At 71.6% G+C, this 24801-nt stretch carries 25 protein-coding genes; 14 read left to right on the forward strand and 11 right to left on the reverse strand.

The genetic code is table 11. From position 1 onward, the window contains the following. Positions 1-205: 205 nt before the first annotated feature. Positions 206-1423 carry an alpha/beta hydrolase gene (locus ACFZDJ_RS03860; RefSeq protein WP_391055873.1) on the forward strand — a complete coding sequence of 406 codons (1218 nt, stop codon included), beginning with the start codon at positions 206-208 and terminating at the stop codon, positions 1421-1423. 66 nt (positions 1424-1489) lie between these two features. Next, on the forward strand, positions 1490-2344 hold the full coding sequence (locus tag ACFZDJ_RS03865) for a DUF4429 domain-containing protein (RefSeq protein ID WP_391055876.1): 855 nt from the start codon (positions 1490-1492) through the stop codon (positions 2342-2344). A 21-nt stretch (positions 2345-2365) separates the two neighbouring features. Here the strand turns inward: ACFZDJ_RS03865 and ACFZDJ_RS03870 are convergent, their stop codons facing one another. Together ACFZDJ_RS03870 and ACFZDJ_RS03875 are read right to left on the reverse strand one after the other, a co-directional pair. Next, positions 2366-3382, reverse strand: a complete 1017-nt coding sequence (locus ACFZDJ_RS03870) for an aldo/keto reductase (RefSeq protein WP_391055879.1) — start codon at positions 3380-3382, stop codon at positions 2366-2368. Beyond that, positions 3379-3867 carry a MerR family transcriptional regulator gene (locus ACFZDJ_RS03875; RefSeq protein ID WP_390927708.1) on the reverse strand — a complete coding sequence of 163 codons (489 nt, stop codon included), beginning with the start codon at positions 3865-3867 and terminating at the stop codon, positions 3379-3381. The genes ACFZDJ_RS03870 and ACFZDJ_RS03875 overlap by 4 nt, the downstream gene beginning before the upstream one ends. Positions 3868-3999: 132 nt before the next feature. Here ACFZDJ_RS03875 and ACFZDJ_RS03880 point away from each other — a divergent pair, with 132 nt between their 5' ends. Together ACFZDJ_RS03880 and ACFZDJ_RS03885 are read left to right on the forward strand one after the other, a co-directional pair. Beyond that, entirely contained in the window at positions 4000-4485 is a 486-nt protein-coding gene (locus tag ACFZDJ_RS03880) for a GNAT family N-acetyltransferase (protein WP_390927706.1), read from the forward strand. A 19-nt stretch (positions 4486-4504) separates the two neighbouring features. Beyond that, positions 4505-5329 (forward strand): serine hydrolase, encoded by an 825-nt coding sequence (locus ACFZDJ_RS03885; protein ID WP_391055882.1) that lies wholly within the window; start codon positions 4505-4507, stop codon positions 5327-5329. A 108-nt stretch (positions 5330-5437) separates the two neighbouring features. On the opposite strand, the gene ACFZDJ_RS03890 is transcribed toward ACFZDJ_RS03885, so the two are convergent. Continuing rightward, complete coding sequence (locus ACFZDJ_RS03890) at positions 5438-6100, reverse strand: pirin family protein (RefSeq protein ID WP_168517225.1); 663 nt, start codon at positions 6098-6100, stop codon at positions 5438-5440. Between the two features lie 129 nt (positions 6101-6229). Between ACFZDJ_RS03890 and fasR the strand changes: the two genes are divergently transcribed. The 5 genes from fasR (at position 6230) to fabF (ending at position 11202) form a co-directional block, all read left to right on the forward strand. Next, positions 6230-7435: a fatty acid biosynthesis transcriptional regulator FasR gene (fasR, locus tag ACFZDJ_RS03895; RefSeq protein WP_390927702.1), complete on the forward strand. Its 1206-nt coding sequence runs from the start codon at positions 6230-6232 to the stop codon at positions 7433-7435. A gap of 89 nt (positions 7436-7524) precedes the next feature. Beyond that, the gene (locus ACFZDJ_RS03900) at positions 7525-8451 is read left to right on the forward strand and encodes an ACP S-malonyltransferase (RefSeq protein WP_168508477.1); all 927 of its coding nucleotides are present in this window, start codon (positions 7525-7527) and stop codon (positions 8449-8451) included. Positions 8452-8465: 14 nt separating this feature from the next. Further along, entirely contained in the window at positions 8466-9497 is a 1032-nt protein-coding gene (locus tag ACFZDJ_RS03905) for a ketoacyl-ACP synthase III (protein ID WP_054231010.1), read from the forward strand. Between the two features lie 77 nt (positions 9498-9574). Further along, positions 9575-9823 (forward strand): acyl carrier protein, encoded by a 249-nt coding sequence (locus ACFZDJ_RS03910; protein ID WP_028800941.1) that lies wholly within the window; start codon positions 9575-9577, stop codon positions 9821-9823. Positions 9824-9930: 107 nt separating this feature from the next. After that, positions 9931-11202: a beta-ketoacyl-ACP synthase II gene (gene fabF, locus ACFZDJ_RS03915; RefSeq protein WP_384905279.1), complete on the forward strand. Its 1272-nt coding sequence runs from the start codon at positions 9931-9933 to the stop codon at positions 11200-11202. A gap of 178 nt (positions 11203-11380) precedes the next feature. Here fabF and ACFZDJ_RS03920 read toward each other — a convergent pair whose 3' ends face one another. Continuing rightward, positions 11381-11875: a DUF3145 domain-containing protein gene (locus tag ACFZDJ_RS03920; RefSeq protein ID WP_054231012.1), complete on the reverse strand. Its 495-nt coding sequence runs from the start codon at positions 11873-11875 to the stop codon at positions 11381-11383. A gap of 256 nt (positions 11876-12131) precedes the next feature. Here ACFZDJ_RS03920 and ACFZDJ_RS03925 point away from each other — a divergent pair, with 256 nt between their 5' ends. After that, a complete protein-coding gene (locus tag ACFZDJ_RS03925) occupies positions 12132-13034 on the forward strand; it encodes an SGNH/GDSL hydrolase family protein (RefSeq protein WP_391055886.1) in 903 nt (300 codons plus the stop codon). 37 nt (positions 13035-13071) lie between these two features. Then, on the forward strand, positions 13072-14052 hold the full coding sequence (locus tag ACFZDJ_RS03930) for a galactose-1-epimerase (RefSeq protein WP_391055889.1): 981 nt from the start codon (positions 13072-13074) through the stop codon (positions 14050-14052). A 14-nt stretch (positions 14053-14066) separates the two neighbouring features. Here the strand turns inward: ACFZDJ_RS03930 and ACFZDJ_RS03935 are convergent, their stop codons facing one another. Both ACFZDJ_RS03935 and ACFZDJ_RS03940 read right to left on the reverse strand, forming a co-directional pair. Then, positions 14067-14984 carry a hypothetical protein gene (locus ACFZDJ_RS03935; protein WP_391055890.1) on the reverse strand — a complete coding sequence of 306 codons (918 nt, stop codon included), beginning with the start codon at positions 14982-14984 and terminating at the stop codon, positions 14067-14069. A 127-nt stretch (positions 14985-15111) separates the two neighbouring features. After that, on the reverse strand, positions 15112-17655 hold the full coding sequence (locus ACFZDJ_RS03940; protein WP_391055893.1) for a glycoside hydrolase family 3 C-terminal domain-containing protein: 2544 nt from the start codon (positions 17653-17655) through the stop codon (positions 15112-15114). Positions 17656-17820: 165 nt separating this feature from the next. On the opposite strand from ACFZDJ_RS03940, the gene ACFZDJ_RS03945 reads away from it, so the two are divergent. Then, positions 17821-18396, forward strand: a complete 576-nt coding sequence (locus tag ACFZDJ_RS03945; protein ID WP_390928674.1) for a TetR family transcriptional regulator — start codon at positions 17821-17823, stop codon at positions 18394-18396. Positions 18397-18435: 39 nt separating this feature from the next. Here the strand turns inward: ACFZDJ_RS03945 and ACFZDJ_RS03950 are convergent, their stop codons facing one another. Genes ACFZDJ_RS03950 through ACFZDJ_RS03960 form a run of 3 tightly spaced genes read right to left on the reverse strand, consistent with a single transcriptional unit; the run spans position 18436 to position 20022 of the window. After that, the gene (locus ACFZDJ_RS03950) at positions 18436-18765 is read right to left on the reverse strand and encodes a DUF2568 domain-containing protein (RefSeq protein ID WP_390927691.1); all 330 of its coding nucleotides are present in this window, start codon (positions 18763-18765) and stop codon (positions 18436-18438) included. A gap of 25 nt (positions 18766-18790) precedes the next feature. After that, the gene (locus tag ACFZDJ_RS03955) at positions 18791-19198 is read right to left on the reverse strand and encodes a RidA family protein (RefSeq protein ID WP_384905289.1); all 408 of its coding nucleotides are present in this window, start codon (positions 19196-19198) and stop codon (positions 18791-18793) included. Between the two features lie 11 nt (positions 19199-19209). Continuing rightward, positions 19210-20022 (reverse strand): NAD(P)-binding domain-containing protein, encoded by an 813-nt coding sequence (locus ACFZDJ_RS03960; protein ID WP_390927689.1) that lies wholly within the window; start codon positions 20020-20022, stop codon positions 19210-19212. 49 nt (positions 20023-20071) lie between these two features. Here ACFZDJ_RS03960 and ACFZDJ_RS03965 point away from each other — a divergent pair, with 49 nt between their 5' ends. Beyond that, positions 20072-21004 carry a LysR substrate-binding domain-containing protein gene (locus ACFZDJ_RS03965; protein ID WP_391055896.1) on the forward strand — a complete coding sequence of 311 codons (933 nt, stop codon included), beginning with the start codon at positions 20072-20074 and terminating at the stop codon, positions 21002-21004. A 121-nt stretch (positions 21005-21125) separates the two neighbouring features. Beyond that, a complete protein-coding gene (locus ACFZDJ_RS03970; RefSeq protein WP_391055899.1) occupies positions 21126-22409 on the forward strand; it encodes a pyroglutamyl peptidase in 1284 nt (427 codons plus the stop codon). Between the two features lie 24 nt (positions 22410-22433). On the opposite strand, the gene ACFZDJ_RS03975 is transcribed toward ACFZDJ_RS03970, so the two are convergent. Then, positions 22434-23267 (reverse strand): EI24 domain-containing protein, encoded by an 834-nt coding sequence (locus ACFZDJ_RS03975; RefSeq protein WP_391055902.1) that lies wholly within the window; start codon positions 23265-23267, stop codon positions 22434-22436. A gap of 530 nt (positions 23268-23797) precedes the next feature. After that, positions 23798-24679, reverse strand: a complete 882-nt coding sequence (locus ACFZDJ_RS03980) for a hypothetical protein (RefSeq protein WP_391055905.1) — start codon at positions 24677-24679, stop codon at positions 23798-23800. Positions 24680-24801: the final 122 nt, after the last annotated feature.

Genomic DNA, 24801 nt, shown 5'->3' on the forward strand with positions numbered 1-24801 from the left:
TGACGTTGGAATGACGCACGGAGTGACGTGCCGAGTGACGTACAGAATGACGCACGGAACGCCGCACGGAACGATCAACTCCGGGCACACTGCGTCACTATTTATCTGAAACTGAACCCGGTTTGCCCCAATTACCCTGCGAGAAACGTGATACCAGTCACTCGTTTAACGGGAGGCGCCAACCTTCTCCTAGGGTGTCCTCTCAGTGACTTCCTTCGACACATCCCCCCAACTGAACGTCTGGCGCGCACTGCTCGCGCTGGCCGTGGTGTTCGTGATGCTGGCCACAAGTGGCTGGACCGCACTCCAGGGCCATCGAGGGGCAACCCCTCTCCAGGCGTCCCGCTCCGCGTGGGAGCACGGCAGCGTCGCCGGACAGCGACTGCCTGACCCGGACTCCACGCCGAGCCGCCTCGCCCGCTTCTTCGCGTCCCTCGACGCCCGCGAGCGCACCGGTCTCGCCCACCGCTATCCGCTCGCGGTCGGCAACATGAACGGCGCGCCCGTGCCCCTGCGCTACGAGGCCAACCGCGTCGCCATCGGCCAGCAGCGCAAGGTCGAGAAGAAGCGCATGCACGACAGCCGGCTCTCGTCCCTGGGACAGCAGCAGGCCGGGCGCCGCATGCACCGCTACGAGGCGATGCTGCAGAAGGGGCGCGATTTCCTCGCCTTCGACCCCATGGGTTCGGGCCGGGTCGCCGAGGTCTTCGGAAACCTCGACCGGGCCGAGCGGATCTCCATCGTGGTGCCGGGCGTCGACACCGATCTGCTCACGTTCCAGCGCACCAACAAGCAGTACTCGGCGCCGGTCGGCATGGCGCAGGCCCTGTACGGAGCCGAGCACGCCGCCGCCCCCCAGGCCCGTACGGCCGTGATCGCCTGGGCCGACTACACCACGCCCAGCGGACTCGGCATGGACGCCGCCACCGGCAGCCGCGCCGAGGAGGGCGCGATCCGGCTGAACGCGCTGCTGCGCGCCCTGCCCGGCCGTGCCCCCGTCGCGCTCTACTGCCACAGCTACGGCTCGGTGCTGTGCGGCCTCGCCGCCCGCGCCATGCCCTCCCGGGTCTCCGACATAGCGGTCGCCGGCAGCCCCGGCATGCGGGCCCAGAAGGCGTCCTCGCTGCACACCACCGCCCGGGTCTGGGCGATGCGGGACTCCGGCGACTGGATCCAGGACGTGCCCTACCTCGAATTGGGCGGGCTCGGACACGGCGCCGACCCGGTGTCGAAGGCGTTCGGGGCCCGGGTGCTGTCCGCGCGGGGCGCGAACGGCCACGGCGGCTATTTCGAGCCGGGCACCGAGAGCCTGCGCAACTTCGCCGAGATCGGCATTGGCGCGTACCAGGCGGTGCAGTGCGCACACAAGGATGACGCGTGCCGAGAGGGTTTGTCCGACGCCCCGGCGGCGGGACGCGCGTAGAGGTCGAGGAACTGCGGTCCGCCCGGGGAGGCGACGCAGGCGTAAGAGCCGCTTACGATGGCCCGCATGGGTGACGTACTGGCCGGATTTCATGCCGCCTGGGAGTTCGAGTCCGACTCCGTGCTCATCCGCTTCGAACGGGGGATCCGTTCGCCGAAGCTGTTCCAGGCGCTCGGCGAAAGGCGTATCCCCCTGGAGGCGATAGCGGGGGTCACACTGACGCCGGGCAAGCGCGGAACGGTCGTCCTGCACGCCGTGCCGCGAGCGGGCGCCGATCCGCTGATGGAGGCGGCCGCGGGACAGCTCAAGGAAGGGGGCGACCCCTATCGGCTGGTGCTGCCGGCCGACCGGGAGACCCTCGCCGAGTACTACGCGGACGAACTGCGCGCCGCGCTCACCGAGGACGCCGAACCGCCCGAGCGCTACCTCGTCGCGCCGCCCGAGGCGCCGCTGAACTTCAAGGCGTACGACGGAAAGGCCTCCTTCGACGGCAAGGCGGTGTCCTTCCGCTGGTTCTGGACGGGCGCGTCCTCCGCCAAGTGGAAGGCCGGAGACCAGAGCTTCCCGGTCACCGGCCTCAGCGGGGTCGAGTGGCGCTCCCCCGAGGTCTTCGAGGGCCATCTGCGGCTCCTGCGGCGCGAGCCCGCCACCACACAGCCCGCCCAGGCGGACCAGGACCCGGCGGCGGTCGTCTTCGGTCTCGGTTACGGCCCCGTCCACGAGTCCCTCCCGTTCGCCGCGTCGGTCCTCGCGGCCGTGCAGGCCTCGGGTCCCACCCCGGTGACCGCGGCAGCGGCTCCCCGCCGCGACCCGGCCGACATCGCCGACCGCATCCGTCACCTCGGCGAACTCCACCAGGCGGGCCTGGTCACGGACGAGGAGTTCACGACGAAGAAGGCGGAACTGCTGGCCGAGCTCTGATGCCGGCTGCGGGGCGCGGCTCTACTCCCGCCCCGCCGACGAGAACGACATGTCCGCGTACCGCTCCCCGGCCACCTTCGAGGCGATCGGCTCCAGCACCGCCAACTCGTCCTCCGTCAGGACGATCCGCGTGGCCGCGGTGTTCTCCTCGACCCGGCTGCGCCTGCGCGTGCCCGGGATCGGCACCACCGGCAATCCGAGCGACGACGCCTGCTGCTGCACCCAGGCCAGCGCGATCTGCCCCGGCGACGCCCCGTGCGCCTCGGCGACCGCACGCACCGGCTCCAACAGCGCGGCGTTGGCGGCCGCGTTGTCGCCGGTGAAGCGCGGCATCGTACGGCGGAAGTCGTCCGAGGTCAGATCCCGGTCGGCGTCGACGAACGAACCGGTGAGGAAACCGCGCCCGAGCGGCGAGTACGGCACCAGAGCGACGCCCAGCTCACGGACCGCAGGCACCACGCCCGCCTCGATGTCCCTGCTGAACAGCGACCACTCCGACTGCACGGCCGCGATCGGGTGCACGGCGTGCGCGGCGCGCAGCTCCCCGCCGGTGACCTCGCTCAGCCCGAGGTGCTTGACCTTGCCCTCGCGCACCAGCTCGGCCATCGCGGCGACGGTCTCCTCGATGGGGATGTTCACGTCACGGCGGTGCATGTAGTAGAGGTCGATCACGTCGACGTCCAGCCGCCGCAGGCTCCCCTCGACGGCCCGGCGGATGTACGGCGTCTCGTTGCGGATGGTCCGCTTCGTCGGCTCGGCGGGATCACGGTAGATGCCGAACTTCGTGGCGAGGACGACTTCGTCGCGGTGCGCCTTGACGAAGGGCGAGATGAACTTCTCGTTCTCCCCCAGGCCGTACACGTCGGCCGTGTCGAAGAGCGTGACGCCGAGTTCCAGCGCCCGTTCCAGGGTGGCCCGGGCCTCGTCGGCGTCCGTGGGCCCGTACGCGAAGCTCATGCCCATGCAGCCGAGGCCCTGTACGCCGACCTCGGGGCCGCCGGTGCCCAGTTCCACGTTCGCGATCCTGCTGTCCGTCATCGGGACCTCTCCGACGTCAGGGCACGCCCGGCGTCCGCGTAGAAACTGATCTTGTGGTCGAGAACCGCCAGGGTGTCCTGGAGCTCGGCGATCCGCGCCTTGACGTCGCGGCGGGTCGCCTCCAGGAGTTCGAAGCGCTCGATGTAGGTGTCGTCCCCCGCGCGCACCAGCTCCGCGTACCGGACCATGTCGGCGACCGGCATACCGGTGAGCCGGAGCTTGCCGACGAGGTCGAGCCAGTCCAGGTCGCGGTTGCTGTAGCGGCGCTGGCCGGTGTGCGAGCGGTCGATGTGCGGCATCAGCCCGATCCGCTCGTACCAGCGCAGGGTGTGCGCGGTGAGGCCGGTGAAGGCGACGACCTCGCTGATCGTGTAGTTGTCCTGGCCGTCCGGGCGCCGGTGTCGGTGGGGCGGGGCGGCGCAGTCCCGGGTACGCGTACTGGTGCCGGTCTCGGCGGCCTCGGCCGTGGTCTCCATCACCGTCATGACCTCCACGCTAAAACCTTCGAGTGCACTCGAAGCAAGCGGATTCGGGTGAGAACCCGTCCGGCGACGCCCGACGGACGCCCGCCGCAAATACGGAGACGTGCGCGGGGCACTCTGACTACCGTGCGGATCATGAGTCTCGTACGCCGTGCCGTGCCCGGGGACGCCGAGGAAGTACTGCGCCTGCGCCAGGTGATGATCGACTCGGTCTTCGCCTCCGCCGGTCCCCCGTCCACCGAGTGGCACGCCCAGTCCCTCCCGACCGTACGCGGCAGGCTCGCCGACCCCGACGGGGACTTCGCGGCCTTCGTCGTGGACCACCCGGACCACCCCGACCGGCCCGGCGCTCTCGCGGCGCTCGTCGCCGGGACGATCGAGTACCGGATCGGGCGCGCGGGCAATCCGCACGGCGCGGTCGGGCACGTCTTCAGCGTCGCGACCGATCCGGACGCGCGGCGGCGGGGGTACGCGCGAGCGTGCATGGAAACGCTCCTCGACTGGTTCCGTGAACGGAACGTCCCCCAGGTCGACCTCAACGCGTCCGCCGCCGCCGAGCCGCTGTACGTCTCGCTCGGATTCGTCCGCAAGGCCGACCCGTCGATGCGGCTGCACCTGTGAGCCGCTTAGGCTCGTAGCCATGTCTTTGCAGAGCAGCCTGGCGTCGATCGAGAACTGGCCCGTTCCCACGGCGGCCGCGGCCGTCGTCCGCGCGGACGGGGCGGTGCTCGGGTCGCACGGCCTTGTCGATCACCGTTTCGCCCTCGCCTCGGTCACCAAGCCGCTGGCCGCGTATGCCGCGCTCGTCGCGTACGAGGAGGGCGCGATCGAGCTCGACGAGCCTGCCGGTCCTGCCGGGTCGACGGTCCGTCATCTCCTCGCGCACACCTCCGGGCTCGCGTTCGACGAGCACCGGGTGACGGCCGCGCCCGGGGAGCGGCGGTTGTACTCCAACGCCGGGTTCGAGGTGCTCGGGGACCATGTCGCCAAGGCGACCGACATCCCCTTCGGGGAGTATCTGCGGCAGGCGGTGCTGGAGCCGCTGGGGATGACGAGGACATCACTGGACGGCTCGCCCGCGAAGGACGGGGTGTCGACGGTGGCGGACCTGGTGCGCTTCGTGGCCGAGGTGCAGGTGCCGCGGCTGCTGGACCCGCGTACGGTCTTGGAGGCCATGACCGTCCAGTACCCCGGTACGAAGGGGGTGCTGCCCGGGTACGGCCACCAGAACCCCAACGACTGGGGGCTCGGCTTCGAGATCCGCGACTCCAAGTCCCCCCACTGGACGGGGGTTTCCTCCTCGCCCCGGACCTTCGGTCACTTCGGGCAGTCCGGTACGTTCCTGTGGATCGACCCGGTGGCGGGCGCGGCGTGCGTCGCCCTCACGGACCGCGCGTTCGGCCCCTGGGCGGTCGAGTCCTGGACCCCGTTCACGGATGCCGTACTGAGGGCCCTACAAGCCTGATCCCACCGGTTCTTCGGCTGCGGGTGGGTGGGGGCTGGTCGCGCCCACGCGGCGGAGCCGCACATGTCACAGCCCCGCGCCCCTGAAAGCCTCGGGCCTCCCGGAGTTTCAGGTCGAGGGGGTCATCTCCCACAGCAACAGCTCCGCGGGGGCGCCCGCCACCGCTTCCAGGTCCTTGGCCTCGGTGATGCGGGCCGCGTCGCCGGGGCCCAGTTCCTCGCCGTCCAGGAGCACTTCACCCCGGACGACATGGACGTACACGAACCCGGCATCCGGCACCGCCGTCCGCTCCCCCGCCGCCAGCCTCCGCACATGAAGCATCGCCCCGGCCTCGGGGACGGCGTACGGCGTGGAGTCCGCGATGCCGTGGACGACCTCGTAGGACGGTTCGCCGCCGGGTGACAACGGGGCCAGCCACATCTGGACGAAGACGAGGGGGACCGAGCCGTCGTTGCGCTCCACGTGCCGGACGCCGCCCGCGGAGCTGAGCCGCTGGACGTCTCCGGGGCGGACCACCGACTCGTGGCCCGCCGAGTCGCGATGGGTCAGCTCCCCCTCCACCACCCACGTCACGATCTCGGTGTGGCTGTGCGGATGTTCGTCGAAGCCGGCGCCGGGCGCGAGCGACTCCTCGTTGCAGGCGATCACCGCACCGAAGCGGAGGTTGTCGGGGTCGTAGTGCGGTCCGAAGGAGAAGGCGTGGAAGGAGGTGATCCCGGCGTCCGGGTCACCTCCGTGGTAGCGCTCGTCGGCGCGCCGTACGTCCATCAGATCCGCTCGTTCCGCCGTCGTCGCCGTACGTCCGTCACAACGGACACCGTAGCCCCGCCCCAGGCCCTCCCCCCGCCTACTTGCGACCCGCCGCCGCACGCCTCCGTCCTGATAAGGCAGTCTTGTCCCGTGCCCGAACCCGAATCCAGCAACACCGAGCGCCCAGCGCACGACATCCACGCGCACTCCGCGACCCTGAAGCGGCTGGAGAAGTCCTCCGGCAGTCTCGCCGCTCAGGCCATCGCGCGGATGGACGAGACGCTGCCGTGGTACCGGGCCATGCCACCGGAGAACCGCTCCTGGATCGGGCTCGTCGCTCAGGCCGGTATCGCGGCCTTCACCGAGTGGTTCCGCCACCCGAACGCCCCGCAGGCCATCTCCACCGATGTGTTCGGGACCGCGCCACGCGAGCTGACCAGGGCGATCACCCTGCGGCAGACCGTGGAGATGGTGCGCACGACCATCGAGGTCATGGAGAGCGCGATCGACGAGGTCGCCGCCCCGGGGGACGAGTCCGTACTGCGCGAGGCGCTGCTCGTGTACGCCCGGGAGATCGCCTTCGCCACCGCCCAGGTGTACGCGCAGGCCGCCGAGGCGCGGGGCGCCTGGGACGCCCGCCTCGAATCGCTCGTCGTGAACGCCGTGCTCTCCGGCGAGGCCGACGAGGGTGCCGTCAGCCGGGCCGCCGCCCTCGGGTGGAACTCGCCCGAACATGTCTGCGTGGTGCTGGGTACGGCGCCCGACGGTGACAGCGAGCTGACGGTCGAGGCGATCCGGCGCGCGGCCCGGCACGCCAAGCTCCAGGTGCTCACCGGTGTGCTGGGGGACCGGCTCGTGGTCATCGCGGGGGGCAACGACAATCCGCTCGCGGTCGCGAAGTCGTTGATCGGGCCGTATGCCGCCGGGCCCGTCGTCGCGGGGCCGATCGTGCCCGATCTGCTCGCCGCGACCCGCTCCGCGCAGGCCGCGGCCGCCGGGCTGAAAGCGTGTTTCGCCTGGCAGGACGCTCCGCGCCCGGTTCTGGCCGACGATCTGCTGCCGGAGCGCGCGATCGCCTCGGACCCCTCGGCCCGCGAGCAACTGGTGGAGGAGATCTACAGACCGCTCGAGGAGGCCGGCTCCGCGCTGCTGGAAACGCTCAGTGTCTATCTGGAACAGGCGAGCAGTCTCGAAGGCGCGGCCCGGATGCTCTTCGTTCACCCCAACACCGTGCGCTACCGGCTCCGACGTGTGACTGACGTCACCGGTTGGTCACCTTCGGATGTACGATCCGCGTTCACACTACGGATCGCGCTGATCCTGGGGCGTCTGGCCGATGGGGATCCTCAAGCCTAGGCTTTTGTCGGGGCTCTACAATTCCCCTTCGTGTTCTTCGTCCCTGTCCCCACGGGCGGCCGTGGCCGTCCACAAGAGAGAGTGTGAGAGTGCTCGTACTCGTCGCTCCCGGCCAGGGCGCTCAGACCCCTGGCTTCCTGACCCCTTGGCTCGATCTCCCCGGTGCCGCCGACCGCCTCGCCGCGTGGTCGGACGCCATCGGGCTCGACCTTGCCCGCTACGGCACGCAGGCAGACGCGGACGAGATCCGGGACACGGCTGTCGCGCAGCCGCTCCTGGTCGCCGCCGGTCTCCTCTCCGCCGCCGCGCTCGGTGACGTCGCCGAGCTCGGCCCGGGTGCCGTCGCCGGTCACAGCGTCGGTGAGATCACCGCCGCCGCGTTCGCGGGCGTGCTCGACGCCACGGCCGCGCTGAAGCTCGTGCGCACCCGGGGCCTGGCGATGGCCGAGGCAGCCGCGATCACCGAGACCGGTATGTCGGCGCTGCTCGGCGGGGACCCCGAGACCACGGTCCCGCACCTGGAGAAGCTCGGTCTGACCCCGGCGAACGTGAACGGCGGGGGCCAGATCGTGGCCGCCGGCACGCTGGAGCAGCTGGCCGCCCTGGAGGCGGACAAGCCCGAGGGCGTCCGCCGCGTGGTGGCCCTGAAGGTCGCCGGCGCGTTCCACACGCACCACATGGCGCCCGCGGTCGAGACGCTGGCGCGGGCCGCCGAGGCCCTGAGCCCCGTGGACCCGAAGATCGCGTACGTCTCGAACAAGGACGGCAGGACCGTCACGACCGGCGCCGAGGTCGTGCAGCGACTGGTCGGCCAGGTCGCGAACCCGGTCCGCTGGGACCTGTGCATGGAGACCTTCCAGGAGCTCGGCGCGACCGCGCTGATCGAGGTCTGCCCGGGCGGCACCCTGACCGGGCTCGCCAAGCGCGCGCTGCCGGGTGTGAAGACCCTGGCGCTGAAGACCCCCGACGACCTCGACGCGGCTCGCGAGCTCATCGCAGAGCACGCCTCCGCCTAAGGAGCCGACAGAGCATGTCGAAGATCAGGCCCAGCAAGGGCGCCCCGTACGCGCGGATCCTGGGTGTGGGCGGCTACCGTCCCGTCCGGGTCGTGCCGAACGAGGTGATCCTCGAGACGATCGACTCCTCCGACGAGTGGATCCGCTCGCGCTCCGGCATCGAGACCCGCCACTGGGCCTCCGACGAGGAGACCGTCGCCGCGATGTCGATCGAGGCGTCCGGCAAGGCCATCGCCGACGCCGGGATCAACGCCGACCAGATCGGCGCCGTGGTCGTCTCGACCGTCTCGCACTTCAGCCAGACTCCGGCCGTCGCGACGGAGATCGCCGACAAGCTCGGCACGCAGAAGGCCGCCGCCTTCGACATCTCCGCCGGCTGCGCGGGCTTCGGCTACGGCCTCACGCTCGCCAAGGGCATGATCGTCGAGGGTTCCGCGGAGTACGTCCTCGTCATCGGCGTGGAGCGACTGTCCGACCTGACCGACCTGGAGGACCGTGCGACGGCCTTCCTGTTCGGTGACGGCGCGGGCGCGGTCGTCGTGGGCCCCTCCGAGGAGCCGCACATCGGCCCGACCGTGTGGGGCAGCGAGGGCGACAAGGCCGGCACGATCAAGCAGACCGTGCCGTGGGACCGTTTCCGCATCGGTGACGTGTCGGAGCTTCCGCTCGACTCCAAGGGCGAGATCAAGTTCCCTGCGATCACGCAGGAGGGCCAGGCGGTGTTCCGCTGGGCCGTGTTCGAGATGGCGAAGGTCGCCCAGCAGGCGCTGGACGCGGCCGGAATCACCGCGGACGACCTGGACGTCTTCATTCCCCACCAGGCCAACGAGCGGATCATCGACTCGATGGTGAAGACGTTGAAACTGCCGCAGCACGTCACGGTCGCGCGTGACGTACGCACCACCGGCAACACCTCGGCCGCCTCGATCCCGCTCGCGATGGAGCGGCTTCTGGCGACCGGCGAGGCGAAGAGCGGCGACACCGCGCTCGTCATCGGCTTCGGGGCGGGTCTCGTGTACGCCGCGACGGTCGTTACTCTCCCCTAGGCACTCCGTGCCGGATCATCCGGTCCGTACGGAATACCGCCAACCCTCTCTGGATACACACCGAAGGAGCGCCTGACATGGCCGCCACTCAGGAAGAGATCGTCGAAGGTCTCGCCGAGATCGTGAACGAGATCGCCGGGATCCCCACCGAGGACGTCCAGCTGGACAAGTCCTTCACCGACGACCTGGACGTCGACTCGCTGTCCATGGTCGAGGTCGTCGTCGCCGCCGAAGAGCGCTTCGACGTCAAGATCCCGGACGACGACGTCAAGAACCTCAAGACCGTCGGCGACGCGACCGACTACATCCTCAAGCACCAGGCCTGATCCAGCGATCGGGCCCGGTTCGCCCTGGCCCGGTCCACTGATCAGTCCGTTGCCCCGCCACCCGGCGGTGGCGCCGCTGAATCCTCGTATTTGGAGAAAGAATTCCCGTGAGCCCGACCAATCGCACCGTGGTCGTCACCGGTATCGGCGCAACCACACCGCTGGGTGGCGACGCAGCCTCTACCTGGGAGGGGCTGGTCGCCGGCAAGTCCGGTGTCCGCGCCCTGGAGCAGGACTGGGCCGCCGATCAGGCGGTCCGTATCGCGGCGCAGATCGCCGTGGAGCCCGGCGAGGTCATCCCCCGCCCGCAGGCCCGCCGTCTCGACCGCTCGGCGCAGTTCGCTCTGATCGCCGCCAAGGAAGCCTGGGCCGACGCCGGTTTCACCGACAAGGCCGGCGACGACGCCTCCGTCGACCCGGACCGGCTCGGCACCGTCATCGCCTCCGGCATCGGTGGCGTGACGACGCTGCTCGACCAGTACGACGTGCTGAAGGAGAAGGGCGTCCGCCGCGTCTCCCCGCACACCGTTCCCATGCTCATGCCGAACGGCCCGTCCGCCAACGTGGGCCTGCTCGTCGGCGCCCGCGCCGGCGTGCACACCCCCGTCTCGGCCTGCGCCTCGGGCGCCGAGGCCATCGGCTACGCCATCGAGATGATCCGCACCGGGCGCGCCGACGTCGTCGTCGCCGGTGGTACGGAGGCGGCGATCCACCCGCTGCCCATCGCCGCGTTCGGCAACATGATGGCGATGTCCAAGAACAACGACGACCCGCAGGGCGCCTCGCGCCCCTACGACGTGGCTCGTGACGGCTTCGTCCTCGGTGAGGGCGCCGGCGTCCTCGTCCTGGAGTCCGCCGAGCACGCCGCGGCGCGCGGCGCCCGGGTGTACGCGGAGGCGGTCGGCCAGGGCATCTCCGCCGACGGCCACGACATCGTGCAGCCGGAGCCGGAGGGGCGCGGCATCTCCCGCGCCCTGCAGAACCTGCTCGACAACACCGACCTGGACCCGGCCGAGATCGTGCACGTGAACGCGCACGCGACCTCGACGCCCGCCGGTGACGTGGCGGAACTGAAGGCGCTGCGCAAGGTCTTCGGTGACGACGCGGACCACATGGCGGTCTCGGCGACCAAGTCGATGACCGGTCATCTCCTCGGTGGCGCGGGGGGTGTGGAGTCGGTGGCGTCGGTGCTGGCGCTGTACAACCGGATCGCTCCGCCGACCATCAACGTGGAGAACCTCGACCCCGAGGCCGAGGCGAACGCCGACATCGTGCGCGGGGAGGCTCGCAAGCTGCCTGTCGAGGGCCGTATCGCGGCCCTGAACGACTCGTTCGGGTTCGGTGGGCACAACGTGGTGCTGGCGTTCCGTACGATCTGAATTCGGCCGTAGGTGTACTAACGGGGTGTGGCCCCGGGCTCCTTCTGGAGTCCGGGGCCACATCTGTTGTTCGTCGAGTGCGGGCGGTGGGGGCTGGGCGCGCCCACGCGGCGGAGCCGCATATGTCACAGCCCCGCGCCCCTAAAAGCAGGGCGCTGCCCCTGAGGGCGACTAAGAGTCAGACCACCTGGTGGAGCCAGCGGACCGGGGCGCCCTCTCCCGCGTAGCGGAAGGGTTCCAGCTCGTCGTCCCAGGGCTTGCCCAGGAGTTTGGCGAGGTCGGACTCCAGGTCGCTCTCGCCCCGCTGAGAGCGCAGGAGGGCGGCGCGCAGGCGGTCCTCGGGGATCAGGATGTCGCCGTGGATTCCGGTGACGGCGTGGAAGATGCCCAGTTCGGGGGTGCAGCTGTAGCGCTCGCCCTCGGCCGTGGGGCAGGGTTCGGCGGTGACCTCGAAGCGCAGCATCTGCCAGCCGCGCAGCGCGGAGGCCAGCTTGGAGGCGGTGCCCACCTCGCCCTTCCAGGAGAACTCGGATCTCCAGGTGCCCGGCGAGGCGGGCTGCCGGATCCAGTCGAGGTTGACGCGGGTACCGAGCACGCCCGCGACCGCCCACTCGACGTGCGGGCACAGCGCTCGGGGCGCGGAGTGCACGTAGAGAACTCCACGTGTCGTCACTGGGGCCTCCGGACAGAGCGAGACATCTTGTAACTTAGCGGAAAGGCAGTGGCAGGGCGGCCACGTGGCGAGGCTACCGTGCGGCGGCGCAAGGAGTGTGACGTACCGTCGGTCCCAGCGCCCAGAAACATTGAGGTTTCACCCAAGGGGACGCGGTGCGACCGGTCGTGTACTGCGGGGTGTCGGCCAACCGTGTCGCAGGGGTGCTGAGCAATGGTGCCGAGCAATCGTGCTTGACGAACGAGGGGACCAGGGGATGCATCACAGGAGTCACCGTTCTCGGGCCGTCCTCGCCATCGCGTCGGCGGCTCTCCTGGGTGTCGCCGTCGCCGGCTGCGACGCCGTCGGTGACAACTCCCCGGCGCCCCGGGGCACGACGGCCAAGGCGTTCCCGAAGCCGACCCCCGCCTGGGACCGCAGCCCGAAGTCGATGGCCGCCGTCGGGGACTCCATCACCCGCGGCTTCGACGCGTGCACCGTGCTGTCCGACTGTCCGGAGGTGTCCTGGGCGACGGGCAGCGACACGAAGGTCAAGAGCCTCGCCGTACGGCTGCTCGGGCAGGCCGGGGCCGCCGAGCGCAGCTGGAACTACGCGGTGACCGGCGCCCGGATGGCGGATCTCCCCGACCAGATGGCACAGGCCGTCACGAACAAACCGGAGCTGGTGACCGTGATGGCGGGCGCGAACGACGCCTGCCGCTCGTCGGTGTCGGCGATGACCCCCGTCGCCGAGTTCCGCGCCGAGTTCGAGGACGCCATGGACACGCTGCGCCATGCGCTGCCCAAGACCCAGGTGTACGTGTCGAGCGTGCCGGATCTGAAGCGGTTGTGGTCCGAGGGGCGGAGCAACCCGCTGGGCAAGCAGATCTGGAAGCTGGGTATCTGCCCCTCGATGCTGAGCGACGCGGACTCCCTGACCACGGCGGCGATGCGGCGGCGCACGACGGTGCAGGACCGGGTGGAGGCGTACAACCAGGTCCTGAAGGAGGTGTGCGCCAAGGACCAGCACTGCCGCTTCGACGGGGGCGCGGTCTTCGACTACCGCTTCGGCACGGACCAGCTGAGCCACTGGGACTGGTTCCACCCGAGCAGGGACGGGCAGGCGCGGCTCGCGGAGATGGCCTATCGGGTGGTGACGGCGACGAAGCCGGTGGGCTAGGACTTGTCGTTGGGATCCTTGGCCTAGGCTTTCGATCATGCACAGCGAATTCTTCGGCACTCTTCCCGACGGCACCCCGGTCCACCGCTGGACGCTGGAGCGGGCCGGGGTGCGGGTGCGGGTCCTGACGTACGGCGGGATCGTCCAGTCGGTCGAGGTCCCGGACCGGGACGGGGTGCGCGCGGACGTGGTGCTGGGGTTCCCCGACCTCGACGGCTATCTGACGCACACGGGACCGTACTTCGGGGCGCTGGTCGGGCGGTACGCGAACCGGATCGCCGGCGGCCGCTTCCTCCTCGACGGCCTCACCTGTCACCTGGCGCAGAACAACCCGCCCAACTCCCTGCACGGCGGGGAGCGCGGCTTCGACAAGCGGGTGTGGGACGCGGAGCCGGTCGATCACGGGCTGCGCCTCACCCGGGTCTCCCCGCACGGCGAGGAGGGCTTCCCGGGGCGTCTGGAGGTCTCGGTGACGTACACGGTGGACGAGGCGGGTGCGCTGGGGATCGCGTACGAGGCGGTCACGGATGCGCCGACCGTGGTGAACCTGACGAACCACACGTACTGGAACCTGGCCGGTACGGGCAACGCGGGCGGCCACGAACTCCGGCTGGACGCCTCGCGGTTGACGCCGGTGGACGCCGATCTGATCCCCACCGGGGCGCTGGACGCCGTCGACGGGACACGGTTCGACTTCCGTGCGGCGCGGAAGGTCGGCGCCGGCTACGACCACAACTTCGTGCTCGACAAGGGGCTCACGGAGACCGCCGTCGAGGTCGCCGAGCTGTACGACCCGCCCTCCGGACGGACGCTGACCGTCGCGACCACCGAACCCGGGCTCCAGCTGTACACCGCGGAGCACCTGAGCGACCCCTTCGCCCCCGGCGACGGCGTCGCGCTGGAGACCCAGCACTTCCCCGACTCCCCCAACCGGCCGCAGTTCCCGAGCACGGAACTGCGGCCGGGCGGGGTGTACCGGTCGCGGACCGTGTACGGGTTCGGCGTCCGCGGCCAGTAGCCGGCGACCGACCGTCAGACGCTCTCGCCGCGCATCCGCTGGGTGGCCCTGCCCAGCAGGGTCATCGCGCCGAGGCAGACCGCGACCACCACGGCGCCGGTCAGCGCGGGGAGCGGGGCCTTGCCCTTGATCCCCTCGACGAGCACGGTGGTGGCCAGCACCATGATGATCGAGTACAGGCTCCGGCCGACCTTGGCACCGGCCGGGATCACCCGCAGCAGCTGCGGGATCGTCGTGGCGGCGGCGATGCCCATGCCGAACGGGATGAACGCGCCGAGCACCAGGGCGCCGAAGCCGAACGAGTTGCCGTACGCGCCCCATCCGGCGCCCTTGTAGAGCAGATAGCCGGCGGCGGCGAAGGACAGCAGGACGAGTACGCCGTTGAGGTAAGCGGCGAGGGTGGCGGCCTTGCGGGCGCCCGGCAGATGCGCGGCCGGGGAGCGCCAGGCGTCCGGGGTGATCAGGCGCAGCTGCTGCTTGAGGGCCCGCATCCGTGTCATGGCGAAGAGGCCGACGGCCACGGCGACCAGTCCGACGGCCGTGGCCGCGAAGCCGATCGGTGTCCGCGTGATGCCGTAGTGGGCGCCGCCGAAGGTCAGCGGGATGCCGAGGACGAAGCCGTACGCGTATGTCTTCGCCTGCTGCTGGATGCGCACCACCAGCTGTCGCTGGTCGGGGGTGAGGCTGGGGTCCAGCCGCATCTCGCCCTCGCCCAGGTGCTGTTGGGGGGCCTGGGGCTGCTGCTGGTACTGGGGAGGAGCGGGTGGATAGGGCTGGTACGGCTGCTGCGGCTGTTGCGGGTAGCCCTGCTGGGGCGGGTACGGGCCCTGCTGAGGTGGGTACGGGCCCTGTTGCGGAGGCGGGTAGTAGGGCTGCTGCCCCTGATACGGCCCCTGTGGTGGGTACGGGCCTGGCTGCTGACCTGGGTACATGCGTTGTTCTCCCCCGAACCGGCGTGTTTCCGGCCCGCGAGTCTGCCACAGGTGGCCGAGAACCGACGAGCCCCGGTCCGGATGTCAGGTTCCGGACCGGGGCTGCTCGGGGTGGACTCGTCCCGCGTCAGACGTTAATCGTCGCCGCGACCCGACGGTCGCTGATCGAGCGACCCGCCGCAACCTCGTACGAACCCTTCACAAACACCCAGGCTCCGGTGCTCTCGTCCCAGACCTCGAAGGCCCGGCGCGGGAGTACGAGGCCGACGTCGACGCTCTCGCCGGGGCCCGCCTCGACGCCCGCGAAGGCGGCGAGCCATCGGGCCGGACGCTCGGCGTCGGCCTCGACGGGCGCCAGATAGACCTGGACGACCTCGCGCCCGGGACGCGCACCGGAGTTGCGGACACGGACCGTGACCGTCGTACCCGAACCCGAACCCGAACTCGAACCGGAACCGGAACCGGAACCGGCACCGCCGTCGCCGCCGTCGAGCTCGATCGACTCGTACGTCCAGTCGGTGTAGCCGAGGCCGTGCCCGAAGGCGTACGAGGGGGTCCTGCCCTCCTTCTCCCAGGCGCGGTAGCCGATGAACACGCCCTCGGTGTACGGGAGTTCGCCGTCGGCCGGGGCCACCTGGGTGACCGGGGCGGCCGTGAGGGAGCCCCAGGTGGTGGGCAGCCGGCCACCGGGCTCGTGGGCGCCCGTGAGGACGTCGGCGAGGGCGGCGCCGCCCTCCTGGCCGGGGAACCAGCTGAGCAGTACGGCCGCGACCTCCTCGCGCCACGGCAGCTCGACCGGGGAGCCGGCGTTGACGACCACGACGGTGTTCGGGTTGGCGGCGGCGACGGCGTGCACCAACTCGTCCTGCCGGCCTGGCAGTCGCAGGTCCTTCCGGTCGAAGCCCTCGGACTCCACGCGGTCGGTGGTGGCGACCACGACGACGACGGTGTCGGCGGCGCGGGCGGCTTCGACGGCCTCGGCGATGAGTTCGTCGGGGTCGCGGCGCGGGTCCTGGTGGGCGAGCGTGAAGCCGACCACCTTCAGCGGCGCGCCCTCGGGGACGACGATGACGTGCCGCAGCGCCACCTCGTACGTCTCACCGGCGACGAGATCCACCTGGGCGCGCTCGACGGGAGCGCCGAAGAACGCCTCGAAGGGGTCGTCCTTCGTGCTGCGCTGGATGTCGTCGAAGTGGACCGTGCCGTCGACGGTGAGCGTGAAGGCGCCGACGCCCTTGATACCGAGGGTGTGGATGCCGCTCTCGCGCGGGGTGAAGGTGCCGGTCAGTTCGACGCTGTGGAGGGTGGCGTGGGTGACGCCTTCAGGAAGGTCGTTGCCCATCCACTGGATCTGGCCGTTGGGGGCCGAGCCGGTGCCGATGACCGTGCCGGCCCGGTCACGGCAGACGGCCCGCAGGGTGAACCCCTTGTCGGCGACGGCGAGTTCCTCGTTCGGGTCGGCGCCGACGGCGTACGTGAGGCTGCCCTCGGGCAGGGCGGCGGTGAGGCCGTCGAGAGGCGGGACGACCCGGGAGGGGAAGACGGTGGCGGAGCCGCCGCCGAGGACGCGGGCGTCGCGGGCGGCGGCGCCGATCAGGGCGACCTTGTGCCCTTCGCCATGCCCTTCACCGTGCCCTTCACCGTGCCCTTCGCCGTGCCCTTCCCTGAGCGGAAGAGCCCCTTGGTTGCGCACGAGGACGAAGGAGCGGCGGGCGATCTCGCGGGCCAGGGCCTCGCCGTCCACGGTCCCGGGCGGTTCGGTGACGACCGGCTCGGCGCCCTCCAGGACGCCGACGCGGGCGGCGAGCCGCAGGACGTTGCGGACGGCGTCGTCGACCTTGGCCTCCTCGACCTCGCCCGCGCGGACGGCGGCGGCGAGCGCCTCCCCGTACACGGTCCGGGGGCCGGGCATGGCGACGTCGAGACCGCCCTCGATGGCGCCGACCGTGGCGCGGGCGGCGGTCCAGTCGGAGACGTTGAAGCCGTCGAAGCCCCACTCGCCGCGCAGGATCTCGTTCACGAGGTGGTGGTGCTCGGTCATCGTGGTGCCGTTGACCGTGTTGTAGGCGGTCATGATGCCCCAGGGGTGGGCATGGGCGACGATGGCCTCGAAGGGGGCCAGGTACAGCTCGCGCAGGGCGCGTTCGGAGAGCAGGTTGTTCACCGTGAACCGGTCGGTCTCGGCGTCGTTGGCGACGAAGTGCTTGACGGTGGTGCCGACGCCGCCCGACTGGACGCCCTGGACATAGCCGGAGCCGATCTCGCCGGTCAGGAACGGGTCCTCGCTGTACGCCTCGAAGTGGCGCCCGCCGAGCGGGGAGCGGTGCAGGTTGACGGTGGGCGCGAGGAGGACGTGGACCTGCTTGCGGCGAGCCTCCTGGGCGAGCAGGGTGCCGGCCCGGCGGGCGAGGGCCGGGTCCCAGGTGGCGGCGAGCGCCGTCGGCGAGGGGAGCGCGATCGACGGGTCGCCGGCGGTCCAGTGGACACCGCGTACGCCGATCGGGCCGTCGGACATGACGAGGGACTTGAGGCCGATCTCGGGCAGCGCGGGCAGCGACCACATGTCCTGCCCGGCGAGCAGCCTCGCCTTCGTGCCCAGGTCGAGCTTGCCGAGGGCCGCCTCGACGACCGCCTCGCGGGCCTCGTCGGCCGGTGTGCGCGTTCCCGCCATCGCGGTGCCTCCTCATTGAGTCCGTGAATCGTGAATCCGTACGCCCGTGAGCCCGTACGCCCGTGAGCCCGTGAGCCCGCGAATTCGGTCTGCGCGTCCATCCTGCATCCGCTACCTGTAAAGCAGTAGGTTTCGTTATTTCTTCGTTATATTACGGGTATGCTCATGCCGTACGGTGACGCCATGAGCACCAGGGCCAGAAGCGAGGAGCGGCGCGCCGAGATCGTCCGGGCGGCCCTGGAGGTGATCGCCGAACGCGGCTACCGGGGCGCGAGCATGGCGTCGGTCGCGGAGCGCGTGGGGCTGACGCAGCAGGGGCTGCTGCACTACTTCCCGACGAAGGACGCGCTGCTCGTCGCGGTGCTCGAGGAGCGGGACCAGTGGGACGCCGTGCCCGACACCCAGTGGCGGGTCGACCTGCTCGCCTCACTGGTCGAGTACAACGCCATGCGGCCCGGGATCATCCAGACGTTCTCGGCACTGCTCGGCGAGAGCGTCACCGAGGGACACCCTGCGCGCGAGTACTTCACCGAGCGGTACGCGCGGGTGCGCGCGAGCATGGCGGCGGTGCTGCGCGCCGAGTACGGGCAGCGGCTGCCGAACGGGCTCACGCCGGAGCGCACCGCTCCGCTGCTGGTGGCGGTCATGGACGGCCTCCAGTTCCAGTGGCTCCTGGACCCGGAGTCGGTGGACATGCCGGGGGCGTTCCGGGACTTCCTCGCGCTGCTCGGCGAGGACTGAACCCGACCGTCACCGTCACCGCCTGCGCCGCTGTCTGCGCTACTGGCGCCAGATCACGGCCAGCGTCTTGCTCACCGCGCAGACGGCGGCGAAGGCGATCGCCCACCCGTAGACCCCGGCGAAGGCCAGCGCGGCCACACCGGCCCCGAACCAGAGCAGTTCGAAACCGACGCGGACCGCGCCGCGCGTCTTGTACGACGCCTTCTGCGAGCCGAACAGCGCCCACAGTGTGATGAGTACGGCCGGGGCACCCAGGCCGAGGAGCCAGGTCAGCGGCGTCGCCGCGTCGCGGGTGAAGCCCCAGTACCCGACGGCCGCGAGGGCGCCGAGTTCGATGAGGAAGAGGACGCCCAGGTTCGCTGCCTTCATGGGCGGCAGTATCACCCGGAAGGGATCACTCCGGCCCGTGTGCGTCACGCGGGGCCGGTACGGCGGCCACGACCTCGATCTCGATGAGCGCCTCCGGCTTGAAGAGACGGGAGACCTCGAAGGTCATGCTGGTGGGCGGGGCACCGGTGAGGTACTGGGCGCGTACCGCACCGTAGGCGGGGAGTTGGGTGATGTCCGTCAGATACGTACGGATGTTGATGATGTCCGCCAGGCCCGCCCCGTGCGCCCCCAGCAGGGCGTCGATGGTCTCGAAGACCCCGCGGCTCTGTTCGGTGAGGTCGGCGCCGTCCGCGACCTGTCCGGAGAGGTACAACAGGGCTCCCGCGCCCGGCAGTTCGACCCGGGCCACCTGGGAGTAGTAGCCGTTGGCGGGACCGGGCGCCGAGGGCGGGTTGTCGAGCGTGATCTGCATGGGAGGCCCTCTCAGGCGGAGCGGCGGATGCGTTCGACGGCCTTCGCGATGTCCGCGCCGGCGACGGCGGGATCGGCGGCGGCACGCTTGTAGTGCTCCAACACCGCTTCAAGTACGGGAAGTTCGGCGACCTTCGTGGCGAGGGCGACGTCCTTGGCGGCGAGCGCGGTGGCGAAGTGCACGTCCTCGGCGAAGGCGCGGCCGACGGCGCCGCCGAGCGGGCCGTTCGCGAGCGCGGTGCGCGCCACCTTCTCGTCGATGCCGAGCTTGTCCGCGAGGGCCATGGTCTCGGCGACGAGGGCGACCCCGCCGAGCAGGGCCGTGTTGACGATGAGCTTGAGCGCGGCGCCGGAGCCCAGCGGGCCGGTGCGGGTGACGGTGCCCATATGGACGAGCACGTGCCCGACGCCCGTCAGCTCGCCGCCCGCGAGGATGCGGAGCTGCCCGGCGGCCGCCTTGTCCGTGCTGCCCGCCACGGGCGCGTCGACGAACGTCACGCCCTCCCCGAGCCGGGCGGCGAGTTCCTTGACCACCTCGGGGCCGACGGTCGACATCTCCACCCAGGTGGTGCCCCGGCGCAGCTCCGGCACGATGGCGTCCGCGACCGCGTCGAGCGCGGCCGGGTTGGCGAGCATGCTGATCACCACGTCCGCGTCCCGTACGGCCTCGGCCGGGGACGCGGCGAGGGTGGCGCCCTCGGCGACCAGCGGCTCGGCCTTCTCGGCGGTGCGGTTCCAGACGGTCAGCGGGAATCCCGCGGCGAGGAGCCGGCGCGCCATGGCGGCGCCCATGTGCCCGAGCCCGAGGAATGCGATCTTTTCCATGCCTTCGACGCTAGGCGGGCCCACGTGATGCGACAAGCGAATGTCTAGCATGGCTCTCATGCCCAACCCGCATGCCGTACCCGGCCTCTCCACCACCTGGCTGCGGGTCTTCCTTGAGGTCGCCCGGCACGGTTCGTTCACGGTGGCCGCGCGGACCCTCGGCTGGACACAGTCCGCGGTGTCCCGGCAGATCTCCTCGCTGGAGTCGGCGCTCGGCGGAGCCCCGCTCTTCGACCGGCTTCCTCGGGGCGTACGGCTGACGGAGGCCGGGCGGGTCCTCGTGCCGCACGCCGAGGCGGTGGTCGAGCGGCTGCATGGCGCGGACCGCGAACTGGCCGCGCTGCGGCGGGTCGCGGGCGGCCGGCTGCGTTTCGGCGCGTTCGCCACGGCCGACGCCGCGCTCGTGCCCCGTGCCATCGCCGCGTTCCGGGTGCGCCATCCGGGGGTGCGGCTCACCCGCGAGGAGGGCCTGACGCCCGTGCTCCTGGAGCGGCTCTCCGCGGGCGGCCTCGACCTGGCGATCGTCTCCACGACGGGCCGCGCCCCGCTGGACCCGTACACCCTGCACCACCTCCTCGACGAGTCCCTGTACGTCGCCGTCCCCGCGGGCCATCCGCTCGCCGCCGAGCCCTCCGTCCGTCTCCCCCAACTCGCCGACGCGGACTGGATATCCGGCTCCTCGCGCCCCGAGGGCACCCTCCTGGACGCGGCCCTGCGGCACGGCTTCCGCCCGCGCGTCGCGCATGTCGTGGCCGAGTGGACGGCCAAGCAGGGGTACGTCGCCGCCGGGCTCGGAGTGACCCTGGTACCGGCGCTCGCCGCCGAGTCCGTACGCCCGGACATCGCGCTGCTTCCGGTGCGCGACGAGGAGGCGCCGGCGCGGGCGGTGTACGCGGCGACGGCGCGGGGCCGGTCGCTGGGACCGGCGGCGCAGGCGTTCCTGGGGGCACTGCGGGAGGCGGCGACCCACCTGCCCACCTGAGCCACTCGCCGCCCCAGCCACTTCGGCTGCCGGTGCCACACCTCATGGCGCACGTCCCCTCCGTCACGCGATACTGCGGCCGTCCGGCAGCACCCCACGGCGACGGAAGGCATGAACTCCCTTGACCTACATACGCGTTCGGCTCGGTGCAGGCGTACTCGGACTGGCCCTGGTGGGCGGCCTGGCCGCGGCGCCCACCGCGTCGGCGGCAGCGGCGGCCCCCGCCACCGTCGAGGAACAGCGCCTCGACCGGGCCGCTCCCCAGGAGATCCTGCGGCGCTCCGGATTCGACACGGTGGCCCCCGGGTTCGCGCGGGCGCTGGAGCGGGCGGGCTCGTTCGGGCAGGCCGAGCGTGTCGTCGTACGGCAGGGGGCGCGGCTGTGGCAGCGGGCCGTCGACCGGGCGCAGGGGCGGGGCCCGGCGGGTGGCGACCTGAGCCGGGACGACGACCGGCCGCTGTACTGGGCGCGGCTGGGCATGACGCGCGAAGTGCGCCAGTGGGAGCCGGAGTTCGATCTCACCGACACACAACGCGCCGAACTTCTGGCCGAGTTGGAGGAGAACTCGCGCGGCGAGAACGCCATCCGCTATGCGCGCGCCAAGGGCGTGAAGCGGATCCTGCTCACCGGGTTCGACCCGTTCACGCTGGACCGCGACGTCCGGATCTCCAACCCGTCCGGGGCCACCGCCCTCGCCCTGGACGGCACGACGATCCAGACCGCGGACGGCCCGGCGCGCATCGAGACCGCCGTGTTCCCGGTCCGCTGGCAGGACTTCGCCCAGGGTACGGTGGAGCGGACACTGCGCCGCCAGCTCCCGCGCGTGAATCTGTTCACCACGGTGAGCCAGGGCCGCGTCGGGCGCTTCGATGTGGAACGGACCAACGGGGCCTGGCGGGGCGGCTTCCCGGACAACGAGAACGTCTCCCGCACCGAGACGATCCCCGTCACCGACCCGGCCTCGCAGCCGCAATGGACGTCGACGACGCTCCCGTACGCGCGGATCGTGGCCGCGGCCACGGGCCGCTTCCCCGTGTACGACCACACCTCGGTGACCGAGATTCCGGCGGGCGGCACCGATCCGGTCGTACGCCCCGACGGCCCGACTCCGGGTTCGACGGCCCGCGCCGGGGGCGGCGGGGACTACCTCTCCAACGAGATCGCCTACCGCGCGACGCTGCTGCGCGACCGCCTCGGACTGCACGACAGCCTGCCCGGCGGGCATGTCCACACACCCGTACTGCAGTTCGGCGCGGGCAACACGGACCCGGCGACGGGGACGGTCACGGACCCCGAGTTCGTTCAGAACCGGCTGGACATCATCGCCCAGGTGCGGGCGATCGTGACGGTGGCCGCGGACGCGAGCGCGTCGGCCGTCAGGGGGACGGGGCGGACGCGGGGGTGATGCCGGGGCCGGCGGGGGTCCCGGTCACGCGGCGGCGCGTTCTTCGTGGTTGTCGTGGCCGCCGTGGTGGTCGTGGCCGCCGTGGTGGTCGTGGTCGTCGTCCGGCTCGCCCGTCTCCTCGTCGAGCAGGTCGCGGGCCATCAGTGTGGCGCCCGCGACCGCGCCCGGCATCAGGAAGACGGCGACGAACGGGACCAGGAAGGCGAGGCCCAGCGGGGTGCCGAAGCCCCAGACCAGCGTCTTGCGGGAGCGGAGCAGGGTGAGGCGGTCGCGGAGGCCGACGCCCCGGCGCTGGAGAGCGACGGCGGTCAGCTCCTCCGTGAGGAAGAAGCCGGTGACGAAGAAGCCGATCACGGGGACGACGGTCTGGCCGATGAACGGGAGGAAGCCGAGCGCGAAGAGAAGGACGCCCCAGACGGCGGCCCGCACGAGGATGCGGAGGCTGTCTCGCGCGGAGATCCACAGCTCGCGCCAGAGCGGGAGGCCCGACTCCGGGGCCGTGCCGTCCGGGGAGACGTCCCTGTCGACCTTCTCCGAGAGGGACTCGTAGAAGGGCTGGCCGATGAGGAGGGTGACGGCGGTGAAGGTGAGGACGGCGAGGAGGAGGGCGAGGGCGAAGAGTACGGCGGTCAGGAAGCCGCGGAAGAGGCCCGGCCAGGGGCTGGACCAGTCGTCGGCGAAGGGGGTGGACCAGGTGACGAAGTCCTCGCCGTACAGGGCGAGGGTGACGAGCGCTGCCGCGTACAGCACGAGGGTGATCAGGCCCGGCAGCAGTCCGAACCCGTACTGCTTCCCGTGCCGTGCCACCCATCGCTGGCCCTGTATGAGATAACCGAACCCCGCCCCGAGATCACGCATGGCCTGAACTTTACCGGGGCTCGCCCCCTTCCCCTCGCCCCCGCCGCCCCTACCCGACCCATCCCAGGGGCTCCGCCCCTTCCACCCCGCCGGGGCTGCGCCCCGGACCCCCGTCGGCCTGAACGGCCTCGTCCTCAATCGCCGGACGGGCTGAGTGATGCGGGCCGGGGTGGGCGGGGCTCGGCCTCCGTCCTCGTCCTCAAACGCCGGACGGGCTGGATGGCGCGGACCAGGGTGGGTGGGGTGAACGGGGGAAGGCGCGGGCCCGGGGGCCGGGTGGGGCAGCGGCCTTCGGTCCCACCTACGAACGCCGCACGCCCCCAGGCCTTAAGGGGCACGGGGAACCGCGCGACCGGCCCCCACGAGCCCGCGGCCGAACGAATCCGGACAGCCGGGAATGCGGGGCGCAGCCCCGCCCCAGGGGCGCGGGGAACTGCGCGACCAGCCCCCACGAGCCCGCAGCCGAACCAATCCGGACGGCCCGGGGACGCGGGGCGCAGCCCCCGCCGGTCCGTGGGCGAGGGCGGAGGCTAGGCCGGGGTCACCGCCACCACCAGCCCCCGCTCCGCCGCAGGCGACACCGCCGCGGACACCCGCACCGCCGCCGCCCGAGCCAGCCGCCCCGTCCGTGACGCCGATGCCAGGAGCAGGGGCTGTAGGTGTTCGAGGCCGGAGACAAGGAACTCCTCGCCGGCGACCAGCACCGGCCGGACCGCGTTCGTCGTGGCCGCCGCCGCCTCCGTGAGGTCGGCGAGCGGCGGCAGCGCGGCCCGCACCACCCCCACCCCCGCCGCGGCCGCCCGCTCGGCCAGCGCCACCTGAAGCGGCAGCAACGGAGCCAGCGCCGAGGTCAACGCGTCCGCGATACGCCGGAGTTCGGGCGAAGAGTCGCGCAACACGTCCGCCGCCGCCCGTATCACCGGTGTCAGAGCGAGCAGCGCCCCCGCCGCCACCCCGGCCACCGCGGGCAGCAACGGCGACCCCGCCTCCATCAAGTCCCCCAGCGCGTCCGCCGCCTCCTGCACCGCGGGCTCCACCGCGTCGAGGATCGGCAGCAGACTGTCCCCCAGCGCGGCCAGCAACGCCTGCGCGGGCCGGCTCACGGGATGCACCGCGAGCGGCGCCCCACTCGTCCCGAGCCGCGTCAGCGTGTCCACGATCCGGTAGAACGCCTCCTGCGCCTGCGGAGACGCACTCGCCTCCGCCAGCTCCGCCGTCGTCTCCCGGAGCACACGCAGCGCCTCCGCCCCCGACCCGTCCCGGGGGTCGAGGGTGTTGAGGGCGATTCTGGTGATGTTCCCGGCCGTGTCGAGGAGTTGGCCGGTGATGTCGGTCGTGCTGCGCGCCATGCGCAACACGTCATCCCTGCTGGGGATGCCGGGGATGCTGGGAAGCGACGGAATCGGGGACATGAGCCCTCCTGGCCACGCACGGCACCTCGCCACCTGGACCCGCCCGCCGGCCTCCTGTGGCGTCCTATGGCCTCAGCATGCCCCCTCCGGACCGTCGGCGATGCCCCATCCGTGGCATCCAT

This window comes from Streptomyces sp. NPDC007896, assembly GCF_042959425.1.
Taxonomy (GTDB): domain Bacteria; phylum Actinomycetota; class Actinomycetes; order Streptomycetales; family Streptomycetaceae; genus Streptomyces.